This is a genomic window from Herbaspirillum rubrisubalbicans, from assembly GCF_003719195.1.
GTDB lineage: Bacteria > Pseudomonadota > Gammaproteobacteria > Burkholderiales > Burkholderiaceae_D > Herbaspirillum > Herbaspirillum rubrisubalbicans.
On record NZ_CP024996.1, the window covers coordinates 1,782,628 to 1,804,784 of the forward strand.

At 63.8% G+C, this 22,157-nt stretch carries 21 protein-coding genes; 7 read left to right on the forward strand and 14 right to left on the reverse strand.

Annotation, left to right across the window (positions count from 1 at the left end):
* Nucleotides 1-89 precede the first annotated feature (89 nt).
* Nucleotides 90-515: a hypothetical protein gene (locus RC54_RS07895; RefSeq protein WP_061790494.1), complete on the reverse strand. Its 426-nt coding sequence runs from the start codon at nucleotides 513-515 to the stop codon at nucleotides 90-92.
* A gap of 52 nt (nucleotides 516-567) precedes the next feature.
* Nucleotides 568-2,889 carry a heavy metal translocating P-type ATPase gene (locus RC54_RS07900; RefSeq protein ID WP_061790493.1) on the reverse strand — a complete coding sequence of 774 codons (2,322 nt, stop codon included), beginning with the start codon at nucleotides 2,887-2,889 and terminating at the stop codon, nucleotides 568-570.
* Nucleotides 2,890-2,969: 80 nt separating this feature from the next.
* Here RC54_RS07900 and cadR point away from each other — a divergent pair, with 80 nt between their 5' ends.
* Nucleotides 2,970-3,422 carry a Cd(II)/Pb(II)-responsive transcriptional regulator gene (gene cadR, locus RC54_RS07905; RefSeq protein WP_061790492.1) on the forward strand — a complete coding sequence of 151 codons (453 nt, stop codon included), beginning with the start codon at nucleotides 2,970-2,972 and terminating at the stop codon, nucleotides 3,420-3,422.
* A 15-nt stretch (nucleotides 3,423-3,437) separates the two neighbouring features.
* Here the strand turns inward: cadR and RC54_RS07910 are convergent, their stop codons facing one another.
* The 3 genes from RC54_RS07910 to RC54_RS07920 all read right to left on the reverse strand — a co-directional run bounded on the left by RC54_RS07910 (nucleotide 3,438) and on the right by RC54_RS07920 (nucleotide 7,157).
* A complete protein-coding gene (locus tag RC54_RS07910) occupies nucleotides 3,438-4,340 on the reverse strand; it encodes an alpha/beta fold hydrolase (RefSeq protein WP_061790491.1) in 903 nt (300 codons plus the stop codon).
* A gap of 148 nt (nucleotides 4,341-4,488) precedes the next feature.
* Complete coding sequence (cueR, locus tag RC54_RS07915; protein WP_061790490.1) at nucleotides 4,489-4,911, reverse strand: Cu(I)-responsive transcriptional regulator; 423 nt, start codon at nucleotides 4,909-4,911, stop codon at nucleotides 4,489-4,491.
* 2 nt (nucleotides 4,912-4,913) lie between these two features.
* The gene (locus RC54_RS07920; protein ID WP_061790489.1) at nucleotides 4,914-7,157 is read right to left on the reverse strand and encodes a heavy metal translocating P-type ATPase; all 2,244 of its coding nucleotides are present in this window, start codon (nucleotides 7,155-7,157) and stop codon (nucleotides 4,914-4,916) included.
* Between the two features lie 163 nt (nucleotides 7,158-7,320).
* Between RC54_RS07920 and RC54_RS07925 the strand changes: the two genes are divergently transcribed.
* Nucleotides 7,321-7,521 carry a heavy-metal-associated domain-containing protein gene (locus RC54_RS07925; RefSeq protein WP_061790488.1) on the forward strand — a complete coding sequence of 67 codons (201 nt, stop codon included), beginning with the start codon at nucleotides 7,321-7,323 and terminating at the stop codon, nucleotides 7,519-7,521.
* Between the two features lie 7 nt (nucleotides 7,522-7,528).
* On the opposite strand, the gene RC54_RS07930 is transcribed toward RC54_RS07925, so the two are convergent.
* The 3 genes from RC54_RS07930 to RC54_RS07940 are packed head-to-tail and all read right to left on the reverse strand — an operon-like array spanning nucleotide 7,529 to nucleotide 10,209.
* A complete protein-coding gene (locus RC54_RS07930; RefSeq protein ID WP_061790487.1) occupies nucleotides 7,529-8,698 on the reverse strand; it encodes a vWA domain-containing protein in 1,170 nt (389 codons plus the stop codon).
* 21 nt (nucleotides 8,699-8,719) lie between these two features.
* Complete coding sequence (locus RC54_RS07935; protein ID WP_017454197.1) at nucleotides 8,720-9,307, reverse strand: GNAT family N-acetyltransferase; 588 nt, start codon at nucleotides 9,305-9,307, stop codon at nucleotides 8,720-8,722.
* 26 nt (nucleotides 9,308-9,333) lie between these two features.
* On the reverse strand, nucleotides 9,334-10,209 hold the full coding sequence (locus RC54_RS07940) for an AAA family ATPase (protein WP_061790486.1): 876 nt from the start codon (nucleotides 10,207-10,209) through the stop codon (nucleotides 9,334-9,336).
* A 193-nt stretch (nucleotides 10,210-10,402) separates the two neighbouring features.
* Between RC54_RS07940 and RC54_RS07945 the strand changes: the two genes are divergently transcribed.
* The 3 genes from RC54_RS07945 (at nucleotide 10,403) to RC54_RS07955 (ending at nucleotide 13,699) form a co-directional block, all read left to right on the forward strand.
* On the forward strand, nucleotides 10,403-12,646 hold the full coding sequence (locus RC54_RS07945; RefSeq protein WP_061790485.1) for a site-specific recombinase: 2,244 nt from the start codon (nucleotides 10,403-10,405) through the stop codon (nucleotides 12,644-12,646).
* 364 nt (nucleotides 12,647-13,010) lie between these two features.
* Nucleotides 13,011-13,331 (forward strand): c-type cytochrome, encoded by a 321-nt coding sequence (locus tag RC54_RS07950; RefSeq protein ID WP_058894913.1) that lies wholly within the window; start codon nucleotides 13,011-13,013, stop codon nucleotides 13,329-13,331.
* Nucleotides 13,332-13,345: 14 nt separating this feature from the next.
* Nucleotides 13,346-13,699, forward strand: a complete 354-nt coding sequence (locus RC54_RS07955) for a c-type cytochrome (RefSeq protein ID WP_061790484.1) — start codon at nucleotides 13,346-13,348, stop codon at nucleotides 13,697-13,699.
* Between the two features lie 73 nt (nucleotides 13,700-13,772).
* On the opposite strand, the gene RC54_RS07960 is transcribed toward RC54_RS07955, so the two are convergent.
* The gene (locus tag RC54_RS07960; protein WP_044527784.1) at nucleotides 13,773-14,204 is read right to left on the reverse strand and encodes a DUF1841 family protein; all 432 of its coding nucleotides are present in this window, start codon (nucleotides 14,202-14,204) and stop codon (nucleotides 13,773-13,775) included.
* A 260-nt stretch (nucleotides 14,205-14,464) separates the two neighbouring features.
* On the opposite strand from RC54_RS07960, the gene RC54_RS07965 reads away from it, so the two are divergent.
* Nucleotides 14,465-15,658 (forward strand): branched-chain amino acid ABC transporter substrate-binding protein, encoded by a 1,194-nt coding sequence (locus tag RC54_RS07965; RefSeq protein WP_058894915.1) that lies wholly within the window; start codon nucleotides 14,465-14,467, stop codon nucleotides 15,656-15,658.
* A 22-nt stretch (nucleotides 15,659-15,680) separates the two neighbouring features.
* Here RC54_RS07965 and nth read toward each other — a convergent pair whose 3' ends face one another.
* The 5 genes from nth to fdxA all read right to left on the reverse strand — a co-directional run bounded on the left by nth (nucleotide 15,681) and on the right by fdxA (nucleotide 20,445).
* The gene (gene nth / locus RC54_RS07970; RefSeq protein ID WP_061790483.1) at nucleotides 15,681-16,331 is read right to left on the reverse strand and encodes an endonuclease III; all 651 of its coding nucleotides are present in this window, start codon (nucleotides 16,329-16,331) and stop codon (nucleotides 15,681-15,683) included.
* Complete coding sequence (gene rsxB, locus RC54_RS07975) at nucleotides 16,328-17,059, reverse strand: electron transport complex subunit RsxB (RefSeq protein ID WP_058894917.1); 732 nt, start codon at nucleotides 17,057-17,059, stop codon at nucleotides 16,328-16,330. Before rsxB ends, nth begins: the two co-directional genes overlap by 4 nt.
* Nucleotides 17,060-17,198: 139 nt before the next feature.
* Nucleotides 17,199-18,434 carry a polyhydroxyalkanoate depolymerase gene (locus tag RC54_RS07980; RefSeq protein WP_058894918.1) on the reverse strand — a complete coding sequence of 412 codons (1,236 nt, stop codon included), beginning with the start codon at nucleotides 18,432-18,434 and terminating at the stop codon, nucleotides 17,199-17,201.
* Nucleotides 18,435-18,750: 316 nt separating this feature from the next.
* Nucleotides 18,751-19,824: an NAD(P)/FAD-dependent oxidoreductase gene (locus RC54_RS07985; protein WP_058894919.1), complete on the reverse strand. Its 1,074-nt coding sequence runs from the start codon at nucleotides 19,822-19,824 to the stop codon at nucleotides 18,751-18,753.
* Nucleotides 19,825-20,121: 297 nt separating this feature from the next.
* Nucleotides 20,122-20,445, reverse strand: coding sequence for a ferredoxin FdxA (fdxA, locus tag RC54_RS07990; protein ID WP_017454208.1), 324 nt, complete (start codon nucleotides 20,443-20,445; stop codon nucleotides 20,122-20,124).
* A gap of 362 nt (nucleotides 20,446-20,807) precedes the next feature.
* Between fdxA and RC54_RS07995 the strand changes: the two genes are divergently transcribed.
* Nucleotides 20,808-22,052, forward strand: coding sequence for an ABC transporter substrate-binding protein (locus RC54_RS07995; RefSeq protein WP_244216460.1), 1,245 nt, complete (start codon nucleotides 20,808-20,810; stop codon nucleotides 22,050-22,052).
* Nucleotides 22,053-22,157: the final 105 nt, after the last annotated feature.

The window sequence follows — 22,157 nt, forward strand, 5'->3', positions numbered from 1 at the left end:
TCCTCGTCTGATGATGAGCGTCATCCACTGCGCACGCCGTCAGGCGGGCGCGCAGGGGCTAGGCGCACGCAGGCGTGCGCAAGGCGGGATCAGGCCAGGGCAGGGGGACGGTCGGGGTTTTCCGACAGATAGCCGACGAAGCCCGCAGTGGGCTGCGCGAGGAATTCGCGCGAGGGAAGATCGGGCGCGGGCACGCCGCCCAAGGCCAGCGGCAGGATGGCGCCCACCGTGCAGGCGGCGCAGAAGCTGCAGGAGGCGTCGGCGTGGTGTTGCGAATGCGGGGCATCCTGGTCGGCCATGGCCGGGGTGCTCATGTCATGGCCGGCATGAGGCGCGTGCTCATGCTGGTGCTGATGCGCTTGGGCTGGCATGGTCAGCGGGTGATGTGGCATTTGATGCGCTTGCACCGCCTGCTGCATGGCCGGCGCGCAGGCCTGCAGCACCGCGGCGAAACCCTGGACGGGAATCGCCAGCGCCAGCAACCAGAGCAGGAGGATTTTTGCGCGCAGCATCATGGGCGGCAGTATAGACTGCGCTCGCGCTGGCGAGCAACCTGTCCACCTGGCTTTACGCGCTTGCCTTGCGCTGGCGCACACCGCGCACCAGGCGCAGACCGTTGAAGACCACGATCAGGCTGGCCCCCATGTCGGCAAACACCGCCATCCACAGCGAACTCATGCCCACCAGCGCCAGCACCAGGAACACCGCCTTGATGCCCAGCGCGATGCTGATGTTCTGCAGCAGCACGGCATGGGCCTTGCGGCTCAAGCGGATGAAGTCGGGAATCTTGCGCAGGTCGTCATCCATCAGCGCCACATCGGCCGTCTCCAGCGCCGTGTCGGTCCCGGCCGCGCCCATGGCGAAGCCGATGTCGGCCCGCGCCAGGGCCGGGGCGTCGTTGATGCCGTCGCCCACCATGCCCACACTGTGCAGGCCGTAGCGCCCACTGAGTTCTTCGATGACCTTGAGCTTATCCTCCGGCAACTGGTCGCCGCGGGCGTCGGCAATGCCGGTCTGCGCGGCAATGGCTTGCGCGGTGTGGCTGTTGTCGCCGGTCAGCATGACCACCTGCACGCCCAGTGCTTGCAGCTCGGCGACGGCCTGCTGGCTGCTGGGACGCACGGTGTCGGCCACCGCCACCAGCAATTGCGGATGCCCTTCGCGGCATAGCAGGGTGGTGGTCTTGCCCTGTTTTTCGAAGGCTTGCAGGCGCGCTTCCAGTGCCGGGCTGCACTGGCCCAGCTCGTGGATCAGGCGGTGATTGCCGAGGTGAAACAATTGACCCGCGATACGCCCCTGCACGCCGCGTCCGGCGAGGGCGGCGAATTCGCTCACTTCCAAGGTGACGATTTCTTCCTGGGCGGCGATGGCCCGCGAGACCGGGTGATCCGAGCGTGCCGCCAGCGACACCGCCAGTTGCAGCAGGGCTTGCTGGTCGGCACCGGCTTGCAGTGTGAGCACATCGGTCACGCGCGGCTTGCCGAAGGTCAGGGTGCCGGTCTTGTCCACCGCCAGGGCGCGCAGTTGGCGGCCCTGTTCCAGGTAGACGCCCCCCTTGACCAGGATGCCCAGCTTGGCGGCCGACGCCAGTGCACTGACGATGGTCACGGGCGTGGAAATGACCAGGGCGCAGGGGCAGGCGATCACCAGCAGCACCAGTGCCTTGTAGAGCCAGGGCTGGAAGGCGGCGCCGGCCAGCAGCGGCGGCAATAGGGCCACCAGCAAGGCCATCAGCACCACGGCCGGGATGTAGTAGCGCGCGAAGTTGTCCACGAAGCGCTGGGTCGGAGCCCGCTGGCCTTGCGCCTGCTGCACGCTCTTGACGATGCGCGAGAGGGTGGAGTCGCTCTGCACGGCGGTGACCCGCATCTCGAAGGCGCCTTGTTCATTGATGGTGCCGGCAAAGACCGGGTCACCGGCTTGTTTCTGTACCGGTATGCTTTCGCCGGTGATGGGGGCCTGGTTGATGCTGGTGCTACCTGACAGTAGCACGCCATCCAGCGGTACACGTTCACCTGGTGCCACCCGTACAGTGGCATCCACTGTCACGGTATTGGCCGGTACACTTTTCCAGACACCATCGGCTCCGCGCAGGCTGGCCAGGTCCGGCGTCATCGCCATCAGGCCGGCGATGGCATTACGGGCGCGATCCAGCGACAAGGCCTCAATCATCTCGGCCAGGGTGAACAGCACGATCACCATCGCCGCCTCCGGCCACTGTCCGATCGCGGCCGCGCCGATGACCGCCAGCGACATCAGGAAATTCATGTTCAGCGAGAAGTTGCGCAGCGCGATCCAGCCTTTCTTGAGCGTGCCCAGCCCGCCCAGCAGGATGGCGGCCAGCGCCAGCGCGATCACCGGCAGCGAACGGTCATTGCCGCTGGTCCAGGCCAGTAGCTCGGCACCCAGCGCCGCTACCCCGGCCAGCCCCAGCAGCGCCCAGCGGCGCGCCGGGATGCGATAGGCGGCGGCCTGGTCGGGGGCATCGCGGCCGGCTTCGGCATCCAGCGAATCGGACTTGACCGCCGGCAGCATGTCCAGCGCCTTGAGGGTCGCCACCAGCGGCGCAATCGAAGGCAACTGGTGCTGCACCGTCAGCTCGCGCTGGATCAGGTTGAATTCCAGCGCCCCAACGCCCTGCATCTGCGTCAGGCGTTCGCGGATCAGTTTTTCTTCGGTGGGGCAATCCATCTTCTGGATGAAGAAGACTGCCTGCTCGGTCGCCCCTTCCAGGCGGCGTGCGGGCGGGAAGGGCGTGGACGGGCTGCTGCAGCAGGCAGCGCCATGGGCATGGGAATGCGTGTGGTGGTCGTGATCGTGATGATGGCCATGATCGTGCTCATGGTCGTGCTGGTGGTCATGCTGGTGGTCATGCGCGTGGGCAGCCATCGTTTGCTCCTTGTGCAGAGAACAGGTTTCAGGGGTATATTAAAAACCCTGAAGTAACTACAAGGTCAAGCGAGGATCACATGGATACGCTCAAGATTGGCGAACTGGCCGGCCAGGCGGATTGTCCCGTGGAAACCATCCGTTATTACGAAAAGGAAGCCTTGTTGCCCGAGCCCACCCGCTCGCCGTCGAACTATCGCCTGTATGGCCCGCGCCACGTCGAGCGGCTGCAATTCATCCGCCATTGCCGTTCGCTGGACATGACCCTGGAAGAGGTACGGGAACTGCTGCGCCTGCGCGATGCCCCCGAGCAGAACTGCGGCGAAGTCAACGCTCTGCTGGACAAGCATATCGGTCACGTAGCCCAGCGCATTGCCCAATTACAGGCCTTGCAGGCACAACTGCAGCAGTTGCGCGCCCAGTGCGAGAGCGAACAGCCGGCGCGCGATTGCGGCATCCTGCAGGGCCTGGCCAGCCTGCCCGATGAGATGAAACCGGCCAACCTGGGCAGCCACGGTGGTGGTTGCCATTGATTGCCGCCAAGGCTGTCAGTCGGCCCGCGCCAGCCAGGCCAGCACTTCCTCGATCACTTCATCCGGTTTTTCCCGCTGCGGGAAATGGCCGGCGCCGGGGATGAGCACGCGGCGATAGGCATGGCCGAAGTGGTGCTCCTTGTCCTCGGAGCTGGCAGGATGATTGGCGCCATCCTCGGTGCCATGCAGCACCAGCGTGGGCACCATGATGCGCGGGGTCTCCCGCAGGCGCTCTTCCAGCGCGGCATAGGCCGCATCACCCTCGACAAAACCCCAGCGATGACGATAGGAATGCAGGCAGATCTCGACCCAGTCGGGATTGTCGAAGGAGGCCGCGGTATTGGCGAATTCGGAGTCGGCGAATTTCCACGTCGGTGACCAGGTATTCCACATGAAGCGGGCGAAGGCACGCCGGTCGTTGCGCAATTGCGCCTCGCCGCGCGGGGTGGCGAAGAACCAGTGGTACCAGTAGCTGCGTGATTGCTGCAGCGACAGCGTCTGGTCCGGGGTGTTGGTGCCCCAGCCCACCGACAGCGCGATGCAATGGGCGATGCGTTCAGGGCATTGCGAGGCGGCGATGTAGGCGGCGCGGGCGCCCCAGTCGTGGCCGATGAGGCTGTAGCGCGACAGCCCCAGGGCCTCGGCAAAGGCCATCAGGTCACTGGCCAGCGCGGCCAGTTGACCGCTGCGCGGGGTGGCGTCGGACAGGAAACGGGTCGGCCCGTAGCCGCGCAGGTAGGGGCGGATCACGCGGTAGCCGGCGGCGCGCAGCGGGCCCAGCAAGCTGTCCCAGGTTCGCACATCGTCCGGCCAGCCATGCACCAGGATCACGGGCGGGGCTTCGGGCGGGCCGCTGGTTTCAAAGCCGATACGCAGCTTGTCGGTCTCGACGAAACTCAGGTGATTGGTCTGTGGCATGACGGACGTTCCCCCTCTGGTGTTGGTCTTGTTGGATGTGCCTGGATAAAGAAAGTCTGAGTGATAGATGAAGTTTAATTATCGCCGCAACACCGGTAGCGCGCTGAAAGCCCCCCTGATTTGGCACAGGTGAACACTTATACGCAGCTCATGAGGGCGTTCCTGCGGGAGAACAGCAATCCTGCTCTGCCCCCAGTGCATCAAGGATGGGGCAGTCGGGCCGGTGGTCGCCGTGGCAGTCTTGCACCAGCCGTTCCAGTGTGGCCTTCATGGTCTGCAATTCGTGGATGCGCTGGTCCAGCTCGCCGATGTGGGTCTGCGCCAGTTGCTTGACCTTGCGGCTGGAGCGCGACTGGTCCAGCCACAGCCCGATCAGGTCACTCACCTGCGCCATGGAAAAGCCCAACTGGCGCGCCTGCCGCACGAAGCGCAATAGATGCACGTCGCGCTGGCCATAGACGCGGTAGCCGGCATCGGAACGGCCGGCCTTGGGGATCAGGCCGGTTTCTTCATAATGGCGGATCATCTTGGCCGAGACGCCCGAGGCGCTGGCGGCTTCACCGATATTCATGTTCACTCCTGGGGTGTTGCGCCCTGGCGCGGTTGCCAGCGCCGCAGCAGCAGGGCATTGCTGACGACGCTGACGCTGGAGAAGGCCATGGCGGCGCCGGCCAGCATGGGATTGAGCAGGCCGAAGGCGGCCAGCGGGATGCCGACCAGGTTGTAGATGAAGGCCCAGAACAGGTTCTGGCGGATCTTGCTATAGGTGCGGCGCGAGATGTCGATGGCGTCGGCCGCCAGCCCGGGGTCGCCATGCATCAAGGTCACGCCGGCCGCCTGCATGGCCACATCGGTGCCGGTCGACATGGCGATGCCCACATCGGCTGCGGCCAGGGCGGGGGCGTCATTGATGCCGTCGCCCACCATCGCTACCACGCGCGCGCCGTTCTCGCGCAGGGTGGTCACGGCCTGGGCCTTGTCCGCCGGCAGCACTTCGGCGCGCACATCCTGGATACCCAGTTCGGCTGCCACCTGCTGTGCCGCCCCGCGATTGTCGCCACTGAGCATGGCGGTGCGGATGCCCAGCGCGTGCAAGGTGGCGATGGCGGCCTTGGCGCCCGGCTTGAGCTGGTCGCCAAAGGCCAGCAGGCCCAGCACGACCAGGCCTTGCGCCTGGCGCTCGGCCAGCCAGGACAGCGTGCGGCCCTGGGCCTGCAATTGTTCGGCGCGCGCTTGCAAAGCCGGGCAGTGGGCCTGCCATTGCTGCATCCAGCGGCTGCTGCCCAGGAGCAGGTGGCGCCCGCCCACCTCGCCTTCGATCCCCAGTCCGGCGACGCTCTGCACGTTCTGCGCCTGCCAGGCAGGCAGATCGGGTCGCGCCTGGGCGGCTTCCAGCACGGCGCGACCCAGCGGGTGTTCACTGCGTGCCTGCAGCGCGGCGGCCAGCGCCAGCAGTTCATCCTGGGGCGTGGTATCGGCTGCTTCCAGCTCCGTCAGGCGCGGCCGACCGACGGTGAGCGTGCCGGTTTTGTCGAAGGCGATCACCTCCACCCGATGCGCGATTTCCAGCGCCTGGGCATCCTTGATCAGGATGCCGTGGCGCGCTGCCACGCCGGTGCCTGCCATGATGGCGGTGGGAGTGGCCAGGCCCAGGGCGCAAGGGCAGGCGATGACCATGACCGCCACCGCATTGAGCAGGGCCTGTTGCCAGGCGCTCGTGCTCAGGCCCCAGCCCAGCAAGGTCGCCAGTGACAGCAGCAGCACGGCCGGTACGAAGACCGCGCTGACCTGGTCCACCAGCCGCTGGATCGGCGCCTTGGCAGCCTGTGCCTGTTCCACCATGCGCACGATGCGCGCCAGCACGGTTTCGGCGCCGATGGCGGTGGTCTCGAAGAGCAGGACGCCCTCGGCATTGATGGCGCCGGCGGCCAGCGTGTCGCCTACCTGCTTGGCTTGCGGCCGACTCTCGCCGGTCAGCATGGCCTCATCCAGATGACTACGGCCTTCGCGGATCACGCCATCGACCGGCACCCGCTCGCCGGGACGCAGCACCACCAGGTCGCCCACCCGCACCTGGGCCAGCGGCAGCTCGATGTCCTGCCCATTGCGGCGCACCCGGGCGCGATCCGGGCGCAGGGCGTTGAGCGCGGCAATGGCGTCGGCGGTCTGGCGCTTGGCGCGGCCTTCCAGCCATTTGCCCAGCAATACCAGGGTGATCACCACCGCCGAGCTTTCGAAATACAGGTGCGGCATGACCATCTCATGGCCGGACATGGCCGGCATGGTCAGCCATTGCCAGAGCGAGAGACCATAGGCGGCGCTGGTGCCTAGGGCCACCAGCAGGTCCATGTTGCCCGAACGCGCGCGCAGCGCGCCCCAGCCGGCGTAATAGAAGCGCCAGCCCAGCCAGAACTGGACCGGCGTGGCCAGCAGCCATTGCCACAGCGGCGGCAGGCTCCAGGTGACACCCAGCGGGGCCAGCAGCATGGGCAGCACCAGCGGCAGGGACAAGGCCGCCGATAGCGCCACCGGCCACCAGGAGGGCAGGGTAGGTTGGGCGCTAGAGGGAGCGGCGCTCTGTTCAGGGATGTGCTGGTGCGCCTGGTAACCGGCCTTCTCGATGGCGGCAATCAGCGTGGCGGGGGGGACGGTCTGGGCCGCGGCGATGCTGGCGCGTTCGGTAGCCAGGTTGACGCTGACCTCGGTGACGCCGGGGATTTTCTTGAGCGCCTTCTCGACGCGCATCACGCACGAGGCGCAGCTCATGCCTTCGATGTCGATGCTGATCTCGGCGGTGGCAGAGGAAGAATGATTCATGGCGAATGCTCCGGGAGGATGATCGGATGCCTTTATCTTCATCCTTCCCATGATGGTAAGGTCAAGCTGATTGTCGCATGTATCCTAATTCTTGCGCTTGACCTTGCCACGGTAGGAAGGTTTAAGCTTCCGTCATCGACTTCACTTCATGAAAGGAAACGCCATGAGCACCACCTTCACCGTCAACGACATGACCTGCAACCACTGCGCCGGCGTCATCACCAAGGCCGTCAAGGAAGTGGACGCCAATGCCAAGGTCGATATCACGGTCGCCGACAAGCGCGTAGTCATCGATAGCAGCCTGCCGGCGCAGAGCTTTGCCGAGGCCATCGAAGAGGCCGGTTATACGCCCGTAGCTGCCTGAATCCTAATTATTTGCTCAACAGGCGCATCGCCCCTTCCAGCCCATCCATGGTGAGCGGGTACATGCGCCCGTTCATCAACTGGCGGATCAGCGCGATCGATTGCCGGTATTGCCATAGCCCTTCCGGTTCCGGGTTCAACCACACGAAATGCGGGAAGGTGCTGGTGAAACGTTGCAGCCAGTCGGCGCCGGCTTCGGCATTGTTGTATTCCACCGCACCGCCCGGCTGCACGATTTCATAGGGGCTCATGGTGGCGTCGCCCACGAAGATGAGCTTGGTATCGGGCGTGTACTTGCGCAGCACATCCCAGGTCGAGAAGCGTTCGGCGTGGCGGCGACGGTTGTTCTTCCACAGGTAGTCATAGACGCAGTTGTGGAAGTAGAAGAACTCCATGTTCTTGAATTCGGTACGGGCGGCCGAGAACAGCTCTTCGGTGCGGGCGATGTGGTCATCCATGGAGCCGCCCACGTCGAACAGCATCAAGACCTTGATCTTGTTCTTGCGCTCGGGCTGCATACGGATGTCGAGATAGCCGGCATTGCTGGCGGTGGCGCGGATGGTGTCATCCAGCGCCAGTTCTTCATCCAGCCCTTCGCGGGCAAAGCGGCGCAGGCGGCGCAGGGCCACCTTGATGTTGCGCGTGCCCAGTTCGCGCTGGCCGTCATAGTCCTGGTATTGGCGTTCTTCCCAGACTTTGACCGCGCTACGCTGCCCGCCCTTGCCGCCGATGCGGATGCCTTCCGGGTTGTAGCCGCCATGGCCGAAGGGCGACACGCCGCCCGTGCCGATCCATTTGCTGCCGCCTTCGTGACGCTCCTTCTGTTCTTCCAGCAATTGCTTCAAGCGCTCCATGAGCTTGTCATAGCCGAACTTTTCGACGGCCGCTTTCTGTTCCGGCGTGAGCTCGCGCTGCAATTGCTTGAGCAGCCACTCCAGCGGGATGTCCGGCCGCTTCTCGAAGATCGTCTCCACGCCCTTGAAGTAGGCGCCGAAGGCACGGTCGAACTTGTCGAAGTTGGCCTCATCCTTGACCAGGGTCAGGCGCGCCAGATAGTAGAACTGTTCCAGCGAAGGGACGATGACCTGCTGCTCCATCGCCTCCAGCAGGGTCAGGAATTCCTTGATCGAGGCGGGCACGCCAGCCTGTTTCACGGTGTAGAAGAAGTCGATGAGCATGGAGCAAAGCGCCTTGGCGCCTCAACGGCCCAGCTTGAATTGCAGGTGGCGGCGCACGGTCGGCCATTCGGATTGGATGATGGAAAACACCACCGTGTCGCGATAGGAGCCATCGGGCATCCGCTGGTGATTGCGCAGGATGCCATCCTGCTTGGCGCCCAGCCGGGCGATGGCCGCGCGTGATTGCTGGTTCATCCAGTGGGTGCGGAATTCGACGGCGATGCAGTGCATGTCTTCGAAGGCGTGCGTGAGCAGCATCAGCTTGCACTCGGTATTGATGCCGGTACGCTGGGCGCTAGCGGCGTACCAGGTGGAGCCGATCTCGACCCGGCGATGCGCTGCATCGGCATTCATGTAGGTGGTCATGCCGCACAAGGCGCCGGTATCGTTGCGGCGGATCACGAAGGGCAACATGCTGCCCTGCTGTTGGAGATGCAGACGGCGTTCGATCTCGGCGCGCATGTTCTCCGGCTTGGGGATGGCTGTGTACCAGAGCTTCCAGAGCTTGCCGTCGGAGACGGCGGCGATGAGTGCATCGTGGTGCTCGGGATGCAGCGGCTCAATGGTGGCGAACTGGCCCTTCAAGGTGATCGGCGAGAGGAATTGCATGACGGCTCCGGGAGTTCAGCGAAAGTTCAGCGATGGTTGCGCGACATGAAGACCAGTCGCTCGAACAGTTGCACATCCTGCTCGTTCTTGAGCAGTGCGCCATGCAGGGGCGGCACCACGGCCTGGTGGTCCTGGCTGTGCAGGGCTTCGGGCGGGATGTCCTCGGCCATGAGCAGCTTCAACCAATCGATCAGTTCCGAGGTCGAGGGCTTCTTCTTGATGCCGGGCACTTCGCGCACCTGGTAGAAGGCTTCCAGCGCCTGGGCCAGCAGCTCGCGCTTGAGGTGCGGGAAGTGCACATCGACGATCTGCTGCATGGTTTGTTTGTCGGGGAACTTGATGTAGTGGAAGAAGCAGCGGCGCAGGAAGGCGTCCGGCAATTCCTTCTCGTTGTTGGAGGTGATCACCACCAGCGGGCGATGCCGCGCCTGCACCAGTTCGCGCGTCTCGTAGACGTAGAACTCCATGCGGTCGATCTCGCGCAGCAGATCGTTGGGGAATTCGATGTCGGCCTTGTCGATTTCATCGATGAGCACCACCACCGGTTCTTCCGACGTGAAGGCTTGCCACAGCACACCCTTGACGATGTAGTTGTGGATGTCCTTGACCCGCTCATCGCCCAGTTGCGAGTCGCGCAGGCGCGAGACCGCATCGTATTCATACAGGCCCTGCTGGGCCTTGGTGGTGGATTTGATGTGCCATTGCAGCAGGGGCCGGCCCAGCGCTGCGGCCACTTCCTCGGCCAGCATGGTCTTGCCGGTGCCGGGTTCGCCCTTGATGAGCAGCGGACGTTGCAGGGTGAGGGCGGCGTTGACCGCCAGCTTGAGGTCATCGGTGGCGACATAGTTGTCGCTACCGGTAAAGCGGGCCGGATGGCCGGGAACGGCGGAATGATCTGGCATGGAGGCGGTCCTTGTCAGGTGGCTGGGGTCGCGGCGTCGGATGGATGTTGTACTGCAGCAGAGGTGGCGCGCGTTGCTTCGAGTATAAGGGAAAACCGGCGGCTTCCCGCAGTCGCTTGAAATTGGCGAAATCGTTCCTATATCAGGGGCTACGCATGTTTCAAAAGGACAGCGCCGCTGGCGCTCACTGCCTATGAAATTTCTTTTCTTCAAGATGCTGGTGGTGTGGAGGCGGATGCGCCACGGGATGCAGGCGCGCTACATGGACCGCCAGGACGTCGGCCGGCAGCTGGAAGTCTTGATGCGGCGCATCGACCCTGCGGCCAGTTGGCACGAACGCGCCAACTGGATGATCGACGTGGCCGAATGGCTGCGTCACCGGCCCGCAGTCTCGCTGCTGGATCGCCAGGCGTGGCACCAGGTGCGCCGGCAACGACTGGTCATCATGCTGGACTGGCTGGACCAGCACCGCGATGTGCGCCGTGCGGTGCAGAACGCGCTGCAAAAGACCCTGCGCGAAGCCAACGGCCCCGAACTCTTTTCCACCACCGGCCTGCCGCACGAGCCCGGCTTCTTCGGCGAACTCTCGGAGCGTCTGGCGCGCCTGATCCTGCCGCGCCATCTCTCGCCCACCGACCTGTCCTCGCTTTTTACTGCCATGTTCCCCGACCCGGACGATGCCGCCTGGTTGCTGGAGCTGGACAATGATTTGCTGGTGCGGCTGTGGAAGCTGATGGCCGACGATGGCATCTCGCACATGTACTGGCAGCAGATCGAGGAAGCCATTACCTACCTCACCACCACCGTGGTGGCCGATGGCATCAGCCCGGCCTTCCGCCAGCGCCTGGAACCCAAGATGCCCATGCGCGCCACGCCGTTCCTGGCCCTGCGGCGCGAAATGGAAAGCTGGCTGCGCGCGCAACCGGGCGACCTGGGCGCGCTGCGCAGCGTGCGCATGTTGGTGGCCGTGTGTCATGCGCAGACCGATCGCATCTATGCGCATCTGGATGAATATGGTGTCTCGGTCAGCCTGGTCTATCGCGTCGAACGTATGCGTGCGCACCTGCAACGCATCGGCCGTCTGATCGACGTGCGCTCGGGCGTGCCGGGGCCGCTCATCAGCCCGGCTGTTCCCGGACTGGCTGCCAAAGCTGGTGCGGGCGCCGGGCGGATGCAGTTGCTGCTGTGTGACCTCATTGCTGCCCACCACCATCGCGATTCGGTACGCGGCCTGATGCGGCGCAGCTTTGCGCTGCTGGCGCGCAAGATGGTGGAGCGCAATGCCGACCACCGCGAGCAAGCCATCGCCCGCGATGGTGCCGGCTATCGCAAGGTGATGCGCGCGGGTCTCTTGGGGGGCGCGGTGATCGCCGGGACGGCGCTGGTCAAGCAGAGCCTGTCCACGCTGGGCGTGGTGCACTTCGTCGATGGGGCGCTGGCTTCGCTCAACTACGCCGCCAGTTTCCTGCTCATTGCCGCGCTGGGCGGCGTGCTGGCCACGCGCCAGCCAGCGGTGACGGCACCGGCTCTGGCCTCACGCATGGGGGACCTGGATACCGAGGGGATGCGTGAGTTGATCGCCGAGTCGGGGCAATTGCTGCGCTCGCAATCGGCCGGCATCTTCGGCAACCTGCTGGCGGTGATTCCGGTCACGGCGGCGCTGTGCACTCTGGGTTGGTTCGCGCTGGGCGGCAAGCCCATGTCGCTGGAGACGGCGCGCCAGACGCTGGCGTCGCTCTCGCTGGTGGGCCCTACGCCCCTGTATGCCGCCCTGACCGGTGTACTGCTATGGCTGGCCAGCCTGGCGGCGGGCTTTGCCGATAACTGGTTTGCCCTGCGCCGGGTGCGTGAAGTGGTCTCCAACCATCGCCGCCTGGTGCATGGCCTGGGCCCCTTGCGCGCCCAGCGCTGCGCGGCCTGGCTGGAACGCAACGTCGCCACCGTCGCCGGCAGCCTGGCGCTGGCGCTGCTGTTGGGCATGGCGCCGGTGGTGGCGGCCTTCTTCAGCCTGCCGCTGGATATCCGTCATGTCACGCTGGCCGCAGGCACGCTGACGGCGGCCGTTTTCAGCCTGGGCTGGAGCGCCTTGCTGACGCCGGCGTTCTGGCTGGCTGCCGGTGGCGTGGCCGTCACGGCCATGCTGTCGGTGGCGGTGGCCTTCGCGTTCGCCCTGGCCCTGGCGCTGCGCTCGCGCGACCTGCCGCGGCGCGCCCGCAACGTCGCCATGCGGGCGGTGTTGCGTCGCTTCATCATCCGGCCTTTATTCTTCATTCTTCCCCTGCCGGCCCATGCGGCGGTGCAGGATGAGTCCGAGGATGACGATGAGGATGACGATGATGGAACGGACGGTCCGCACGGGGATGACCCGGAGCCGCGCCTGGCTTCACTTGAGCATCGGAAGGATATGCATATTCAGGCAAGTCGCCAGGTCGCCTGAACTTGGCATGGGTTTGGAGTCGGGGGCGTTCATATTGCGCTGCATATAAGTGGTCTTTGCGGTGGTCTTCCTTGCCTGGTGCGGGTTTGCGGACGATCTGCAGGGTTTGCCGGCAGGGATGACGCTGCCGATTTTATTGGTTAGAATCAAATCGTTTTTTGCGCAAGGCAGGGGGAGTGGAGAGACACGCTTGAGCCGAGGCATCGGTTGAGCCATAGCAGAACAGCCAAACCTGCAACACCAGGGCAATCGAACAAGCACGATAAAGTTTGCCTCTGGCAGCAAAAGATGTGTTTCGTCGGGTGTCCGTTGCGCCGAGGTTGGGCGGGGCGGATGGCAAGTCCAATCACCTTACCCTGCTCACATGAAAAAACACCTCGTGTTTCTTGCCTTCGTCGGCGTGTTCGGCAGTGCGTCTGCGGCGGACATCGTCGGCAATGCCAAGGCTGCTGAAAACAAAATCTCCAACTGCATCGGTTGCCACGGCATCCCAGGCTACAAAGCCAGCTATCCCGAGGTCTACCAGGTACCGATGCTGGGTGGCCAGTCTGCCAAGTACATCGAAAACGCGTTGCACGCCTACCAGAAGGGGGAGCGCAAGCATCCTTCGATGATGGGCGTGGCCGCTAGCCTGTCGGACCAGGATATCGCCGACCTGGCCGCCTACTATTCGCAGCAGAAGTAAGGGGGAGCCACGCAATGAAGAACAACCTGATTGCCCTCGCGCTGCTGGCCGCCACGGCCCTGCTGGCGCAGGCGGCTGGTGCAGCCGACCTGGCCAATGGCCGTGCCCAGCTGGAGAAGTACAACTGCGCCTCCTGCCACGGCAAGGACTACAACTCGCCCACCGACCCCGGCACGCCCAAGCTGGCCGGCCAGCACGCGGACTACCTCAAGCACGCCCTGACCGCCTACCGGCGCGGCGACAGCGCCATGAACGGTCGCAACAATGCCGTCATGTCGCCCAATGCCAAGCCGCTGTCGGATCGCGACATCAACGACATCGCCGCTTATCTGCACAGCCTGCCCGGGACGCTGGTGGTGCGCAAGTAAGGCCGGTTCTGGATGAACCAAAGCTGCTCCATTGCTGGATGAAGGCGTGGTTTTTTTTTCGTACCAGCCGGGATTATCCCTGCGCGCGCCGCTTGATATTCTCGATATAAGCCGCCCCATCCGGCGGCAAACCATTGCGCTGGGCATTCCAGATCATCTCCCCCAGGGCTTCCATGATCTCGTGATGGGCCTCATGTTCCGAGCCGCGGCGCTGCGCCAGCAACTGGAAAGCGCCGCGGATGCCGGGCGGCTGGTCGATGGAGATCTGTTCCGTGATCGACAGGTGCATCGATAGATGCAGGAAGGGATTGCTGCGCCCCTGTTCGACCGAATAGTCGGCGGCCAGCGCTTGCTCGACGTCGCGCAATGCATCGTGGTATTCCGGGTGCTGCAGGATCCAGTCGCGGGCGATGGCCTCCAGGGGCGTCAGCACCAGGTTGCCTTGGTGCTTGCGGTAGGCTTCGCAGAAGAAGCGGCGGACATCGTGCTGGGACGGGGTGAACATGGTGCGGTGCAGATCGGTGGCAAAGCGCTATTTTACGCTGGTCTGCGGGCATCTTCAGGTGGGCCGCAGCGGGCGCCGACGTCCTGCACGCAGATGAAGTAATATTCTTTCCAGCAAACAAGCATCAGAATAATCCATCCAACAAAACAAAACCCGGCGACACCGCTTCTATGTGGTGTGGCGGATTCAAGCCGGGCATCAAGAAGGGATAGTGCATGGGTGTTGTTGGAACTCCGCCACGGCCTGCGCGCCGCCAACGCTTGTGGTCGCTGTGTCGGGCAGCGGCGTGGGCATTGTCTTTGCTGGCCCTGGCCGCGCACGGTGCGGTGGTGGCCCCGGCCAATACGTCAGCCGCGCTCAAGGAGGAAATGCAGGTTGATGATGCAACCTTGCTCATCGGCTTTGCCGGTCCCTTGAGCGGCCCCAACATGGGAGTGGGCCGCAGTATGCGTAACGGGGCGCAACTGGCCATTGATGAAGCCAACCGGCGTGGCCTGCGCATTGCCGGCAAGGTGTACCGGCTCAAGCTGCTTTCCCAGGATGACCGCGCCGACCCGGTCACGGCCGAGTACGTAGCCCGCTATCTGGCCAGCCAGCACGTCCTGGCCGTGGTGGGACACTGGACCAGCGGTACCAGTCTGGTGGCTGCGCCCGTCTATCACGCCGCCGGGGTGATCCAGGTGACGCCCTCGGCCATGAGTCGCAAGCTCACTGCGCTGTCCTATCCGCGCATCTTCCGCACCATCCCCAACAATGAGAGCATGGGACGCTGGTCGGCCCAGTACGCCGTGGGCAAGCTGGGGGTACGCACCGTGGTCACCATCGATGACCGTACCCCCTTCGGCCAGGGGCTGGCCGAGCAGTTTGCGCAAGAAGTCCAGGCCCAAGGGGCGCAGGTGGTGGGCCGTTATTCGGTCAGTGATAAGACCTCTGACTTCAATGCGCCGCTGCTGCAGGCACGCAAGCAGGCGCCGGACCTGATCTTCTTCGGCGGGCTGGACTGGCAGGCTGCAGTGCTGGTCAAGTCGATCCGGCGCTTGAAACTGGAGGCCCGGTTCATGGCCGCGGCGGGTACGGTGGGGCTACCTTTCCTGATGGGCGCCGGGGCCGATGCCAATGGCGCCCTGGTGCTGGAGCCAGGACCGCCGGAAGACAAGATGCCGGGTTGGAAGAGTTTCCGCCAGCGCTATAGCGAGAGCTTCGATTCCAGCATCGACCTTTACTCGGTATTTTCCTACGAGGCGGCGCAAGCCATCATTGAAGGCTTGCGCCGGGCCGGCAGCACCGATTCGGATGCCGTGGCGCGCGCCATGCACCGGCTGCGTTTCGAGGGGGTCAGCGGGCCGGTCGCCTTCAATGAAGAGGGGGATCTGCTCAATCCCGGTTTTACGATGTATGAAGTCAAGGACCAGCGCTGGGTCGCGGTGACGCGCCTGCACGGCCTGCCGCGCTAGAACTCGGCACAGCGGTGGGGGCTTAGACGCCCTTGGCTGGCAGCGGCGTCTTCTGCTTGAATTCGCACAGGTCGGCAATGATGCAGTTCCAGCACTGTGGCTTGCGTGCAATGCAGGTATAGCGACCATGCAGGATCAGCCAGTGGTGCGCATCCTGGCGGAACTCGGGGGCGACGAACTTGATGAGCTTGCGCTCGACTTCATCGACGTCCTTGCCTGGTGCCAGTCCGGTGCGGTTGGAGACGCGGAAGATGTGGGTATCCACCGCAATGGTGGGATGGCCGAAGGCGGTATTCAATACCACGTTGGCGGTCTTGCGGCCCACCCCCGGTAGGGCTTCCAGCGCCTCGCGCGACTCCGGCACTTGGCCGCCGTGTTCTTCGATCAGGATGCGGCAGGTCTCGATGACGTTCTTGGCCTTGGTGCGGTACAGGCCGATGGTCTGGATGTAGGGCATCAACTGCTCCACCCCCAACTGGTAGATCGCAGCCGGGGTATTGGCGACCGGGTAGAGCTTGCGCGTGGCCTTGTTGACCGACACATCGGTGGCCTGGGCCGAGAGCAGCACGGCGATCAGCAGCTCGAAGGGCGTGGTGTATTCCAGCTCGGTGGTCGGGGTGGGGTTGGCCTGGCGCAGGCGCTCGAAGATTTCGCGGCGTTTGGTCGGGTTCATGGGCGAGGGGTGTCGGTGGCGTTGCCGCTCTTTGCGGCTTGTTCGGCTTGCAGCTTCTTCAGGCGTGAGCGTTCCATGGCGGCTTGGATGATGGCTTTCTTGCGGGCTAGTTCGGCCTGTTCTTCGGGCGTGCCGGCTGCGGCCGCTTCCACTTCCTGCAACTTGGCCGCCGCCTTGGCGGCCAGGCGCGCATCGTTTTCTTCCTTGTCGCGGCGCAGGCGCAGCGTGCGCCATTGGTAGCGCTGACGCGCGGCATCGGCCTGCTCCTGGCTCCAGGCTTGCCAGCCGGTGCGGCCGGGCGTGGCCTCCACCATGCTGATGCAATCGACCGGGCAGGGCGCCACGCACAGGTCGCAACCGGTGCAGAGCGCATCGATGACGGTATGCATCTGCTTGGCCGCGCCGGCGATGGCATCGACCGGGCAAGCCTGGATGCAGAGCGTGCAGCCGATGCAGACTTGCTCATCGATGACGGCCAGGCGACGCGGCTGTTCGCTGCCGTGGACAGGATTCAAGGGGATCACCGGCTGGCCCAGCAGCTGCGCCAGCCGCGCCACGCCCTCGGCACCGCCGGGTGGGCACTGGTTGTGGGAGGCGCGACCCTCGGCCATGGCTTCGGCATAGGGGCGGCAGGCCGCATAGCCGCACTTGGTGCATTGGGTCTGCGGCAGCAGGTCTTCGAGGCGGTCGGCCAGGGTGGCGGAGGCGGTGGTGGCGGATGGCGGCACGGCGGTTGGACGATCAGACGGTTCAACGGAACAAGGGCGCTATTATCCAGCCAAACTGCGTTGAAGTCATTTCGCGTGCGCAAAGCAAAACGGCGCCGCCGTCGGGACGGGGCGCCGTTGCTGGTATGGCTTGATCTGCTCAGGCGTTGGCGCGGATGAATTCGCCGATCTTGGGACAGACGATCTCGCGCCAGCGACGGCCCGAGAAGATGCCGTAGTGGCCGGCCTTTGGCACCGTGAAATGCTGCTTGCGGGCCTTCGGGATGCTGCTGCACAGTTCCTGGGCGGCCTGGGTCTGGCCAGAGCCGGAGATGTCGTCCAGCTCGCCTTCGATGGTAAACAGCGCGACCGATTTGATGTCCTGCGGACGCACCAGATTGCCTTCGATTTCCCAGGTGCCACGGGCCAGATTGAAGTCCTGGAATACCACCTTGATGGTCTCCAGGTAGAACTCGGCCGGCATGTCCAGCACCGCGTTGTATTCGTCGTAGAACTTGCGGTGTTCTTCGGCGGAGGCATCGTCGCCATTGCGCAGGTGCATGTAGAAGTCCCAGTGGCTCTGCGCATGACGGCGGGGGTTCATGGCCACGAAGCCGGCGTGCTGCAGGAAGCCCGGGTAGACCTTGCGGCCGAAACCGGGGTAGTTGGCCGGCACGCTGTAGATCACCGTGTTCTCGAACCAGGAGAAGGGCTTTTCGGTAGCGAGGTCATTGACCGCGGTGGGCGACTTGCGGGCATCGATGGGGCCACCCATCATGGTCATGCTCTTGGGCAGCTTGGGATCGTTGGCGCTGGCCATGAGCGAAATGGCCGCCAGTACCGGCACGGTGGGCTGGCAGACCGAGATCACGTGCACGTCCGGGCCCAGAGTGCGGATGAAGTCCTGCACGTAATAGACATAATCGTGCAGGTGGAAGTCACCCTGCTCGACCGGCACCATGCGTGCATCGGTCCAGTCGGTGATGAAAACGTCATGTTCCTGCAACAGCGCCCGTACGGTCTCGCGCAGCAGGGTGGAATGGTGGCCGGAGAGAGGCGCCACCACCAGCACGGTGGGCTGCTTGAGCGCGGCACTCTGACGGGCCGGCAGGTCTTTCTTGAAATGGATCAGGCGGCAGAAGGGCTTGGTCTCGACCACTTCCTCGCTGATGCCGACCGGCTTGCCCTCGACCGGCACTTCGCCGATGTTGAACTGCGGCTTTTCGTATTCCTTGGAGAGGCGATAGAGCAACTCGTAGCCGGCGGCGATACGCTGCGAGAAGGGGGTGTGGGCGAGCGGGGAAACCGGGTCCGAGAACAGTTTGGCCGAAGTCTCGGCCCATTGCATCATCGGGTTCAGAAACGCGCGATTGAGTTCATGCAGTTGATAAAGCATAGCTGACCTTTATACAAGCACCGGCTGGCCTGCCCGTCCAGGCGAAGGGCCCGGACCAGGTGCGCAGCAAGCATGTGCCACAAACGTTTGGCGACGATCATCGGCTGACATACTTCATATTATGTTCAGTTTGTCAACTTTTTCCTTGTTGCGACGCAATAGCATAGCACCTTTGGCTGAGCGGCTGTTGGCGTGGCAGACCGGTGGCGCCGAGTCCATAAGTTCCTGCAAAAACCTTCATAAATGAAAAGCCCCCGTACCGGACGGGGGCTCTGCAAGCCGCTTGCAGCGGGGTGCCGGATCTTGCGACCGGTTTTTAGTCGAAGACCGGGCTTTCCACGCCAAGGATCTTGTGCAGTTTGGGCGAGGTGGTGGTGTACTGCATGTGGATCTTCTTTTCCGGGAAGATGTAGGGCGCAGCACCGAAGGCGGCCAGCGCGGCTTCGTGGAAGCCCGACAGGATCAGCTTCTTCTTGCCCGGATAGGTGTTGATGTCGCCCACGGCAAAGATGCCCGGGACATTGGTCTCGAATTTCTCGGTATCCATCACCTTCAACTGCTTGCGTTCGATCTCCAGGCCCCACTCGGCGATCGGGCCCAGCTTGGGCGACAGGCCGAAGAACACCAGCAGCATGTCCAGTGGCAGGCGGCGGGTGACGCCATCGGCGCCGGTGACCTTGACTTCGGCCAGCTTGCCATCCTTGATCTCGGTGCCGGTGACCTGGCCGATGACCAGTTGCATTTCGTACTGTTCGCACAGTTCCTTCATCTTCGCCACCGAGGCCGGGGCAGCGCGGAATTCTTCACGACGGTGCAGCAGGATCACCGATTCAGCCTTACCCACGAAGTTCAGCGCCCAGTCCAGGGCAGAGTCGCCACCGCCGCAGATGACGATGTTCTTGCCTTCGAACAGGGCCGGGTCCTTGACGCGGTAGAACACCTGCGAACCTTCGAACTGTTCGATGCCCTCGACCTTCAGGGTGCGCGGCTGGAACGAACCGACGCCGGCGGCGATGAAGATGGTCTTGGTGATGAACTTGGTGCCGGTGGAGGTTTCGACATCGAAACGGCCATCTTCACGCTTGTTGACCACGGTCACTTCCTGGCCCAGGTGGAAGGTCGGCGAGAAGGGCTCGATCTGCTTCAACAGGTTGTCGGTCAATTCCTGACCGGTGCATACCGGCACGGCCGGAATGTCATAGATGGGCTTGTCCGGGTACAGTTCCACGCACTGGCCGCCGACCACCGGCAGCGAATCGATCACATGCGCCTTGATTTCCAAAAGGCCAAGCTCGAACACCTGGAACAGGCCGACCGGGCCGGCGCCGATGATGACGGCGTCGGCATCGATGACACCGTTGACTGCCGCAGTCTGGACATTGTTTTCCATGATTTATTGATATTCCTGTTTCAGTAGATCAGATCAGTAGAGGCTTTTCACACAGGAGCGCTGCGCGCCGGCTAGCGGCGTTGCCGCATGGCGGTGGGATAGGCCAGGCAAGGATGAAGCAAGGGGCCGGTGCACGCTGGAGGGCGGTGACGCCTGGCCCTGTGGCCGTCAGGGTTATGGCTGGCGGTCAAATACAAACGGCTGCGCATCTGGCGCGGGCGATGATGCTGCCAGGCTGGATGCGCAACCGCAATTCTGGACCGGAACCGGCCCGGTCAGTTTGATTCTCCGCAGCGATCAGCGCTGCAGGTATTGCAGCTTGTCGGTCTTGTCCTTCCATTCCTCGGCTTCCGGCAGCGGTGCCTTGGTCTTGGTGATGGAGGGCCAGTTGCGGGACAGTTCGGCGTTCAGGGCGATGTATTGCTGCTGGTCGGCCGGCACGTCTTCTTCCGCGTAGATCGCATTGACCGGGCATTCGGCCACGCACACGGCGCAATCGATGCATTCATCGGGGTCAATCGCGAGGAAATTGGGGCCTTCGCGGAAACAATCCACCGGGCAAACATCCACGCAATCCGTATAGCGGCAACGGACGCAGGAGTCGGTGACAACGTGGGTCATAACTGTCCTATCTGTAAAATTTCTTCAAACCGATGGCTAACTGCGCCGCAATTGATGGCAATATGGCACGGTTAAAATCATGTTGCGGCTGGTCAACCCTTGGTTGAGCTGCAGATTCGGACTTCCAGCGCCTTGTGGACGCTCTTGAGATGCCGCTGCGCAACCCGCCGCAAAGCCTTGTATTTTAAGGTAATTCGATTTTTCCCACAAATGAGGCTTATACAGATTACGTATAAGTAAATAAACAAGCTCGCGACAAGACCAATCGCCGCCAGGGTCTTTAGGCATGCCGCATCTGCGCATGGAACCAGGCCCACCGGCATGACGACGCTTGCCGCGCATCAAGTAAAGGAAGTCCTGGCGTGAACGCTACAGGCCCCAAGTCATCCCTCCGTTTCTCCCTTTCCCTGCTGCCGGCCTTGCTGGGCCTGGTGGCGTCGCTGGCGCTGCCGCTGCCGGCGGGTGCCGCGGAGGCCATCCGTATCGGCGAGATCAACAGCCAGGGCCGCCAGTCCACCTCCGGGCAAGCCTATCGCAACGGCCTGGCGTTGGCCTTGGAACAGATCAACGAAGCCGGCGGGATCAACGGTCGCCCGCTGCAATTGGTGGTGCGCGAGGACGATGGCGATGCCGACCAGGCCGCCCGCAATGCCAAGGAACTGGTCAGCAATGAACATGTGGAGGTGCTGACCGGTACCATGCTCTCCGACGTGGCCCTGGCCGTGGCGCGCCAAGCGGCCCGCAGCAAGACCGTGCTGGTGGTGGGCGATGCGCTGTCGGACGCCATTACGCTGGACAAGGGTAATCGCTACACTTTCCGCGTGCGTCCCTCGACCTACATACAGGCCGCCATGCTGGCCGAGCAGGCCGCGCGGATGCCGGGGCGGCGCTGGGCGGTGGTGGCGCCCAACTATGAATACGGCCAGAGCGCGGTGGCCAGCTTCAAGATGTTGTTGAAGCAGGCCCGCCCGGACGTGGAATTCGTCAGCGACCAATGGCCGGCGCTGGGCAAGATCAAGGCTGATGATGTGGTGCGGGCAATCCGCCAGTCGCGCCCGGATGGCATCTTCAATGCCACCTTCGGCGAGGATCTGCAAAAGCTGGTGCAGGTCGGCCATCGTCAGCAATTGTTCAACGGCGTGCGGGTGGTGTCGATGGGTGCGGTGGGCACACAAGGCCTGGATCCGAGCCAGAGTGAAGCAATCCGCGACTGGGTCAGTATCGGTTACCCGTGGGAGCAGATCAACACGCCCGAGCACCAGCGCTTCCTGGATGCGTATATGAAGAAATTCAGCGAGCCTCCGCAACTGCCGGCGGTAGTGGGCTACAGCACCATGCTGGCCATCGCCGGTGGTCTCAGGAAGAGCGAGGGCGGCGATGGCGAGGCGCTGCTCGAGGCCTTGCGCGGCCTGCACTGGTCTTCGCCGTTGGGCGAGTTGAGCTTCCGTGCGCTGGACCAGCAGTCCACCATGGGCGCCTTCATCGGCCTGGTCTCGCAAAAGGACGGTCGCAGCAGCCTGCGGGAATGGCGTTATCTGGATGGCACGGCCTATCTGCCACCGCCAACTTATGTTCGCAGCCGCCGTCCGGCCTCGGCGATCAGGTAATCCTTGCGCAGGCCGGGCGCATCCCGATCAAAGCCCCCTCATGGCAGGGGGCTTTGCTGCGCCCGAACTCGGTTAAGATAGCGCACGCGGCGCCCCAGGCGCTGC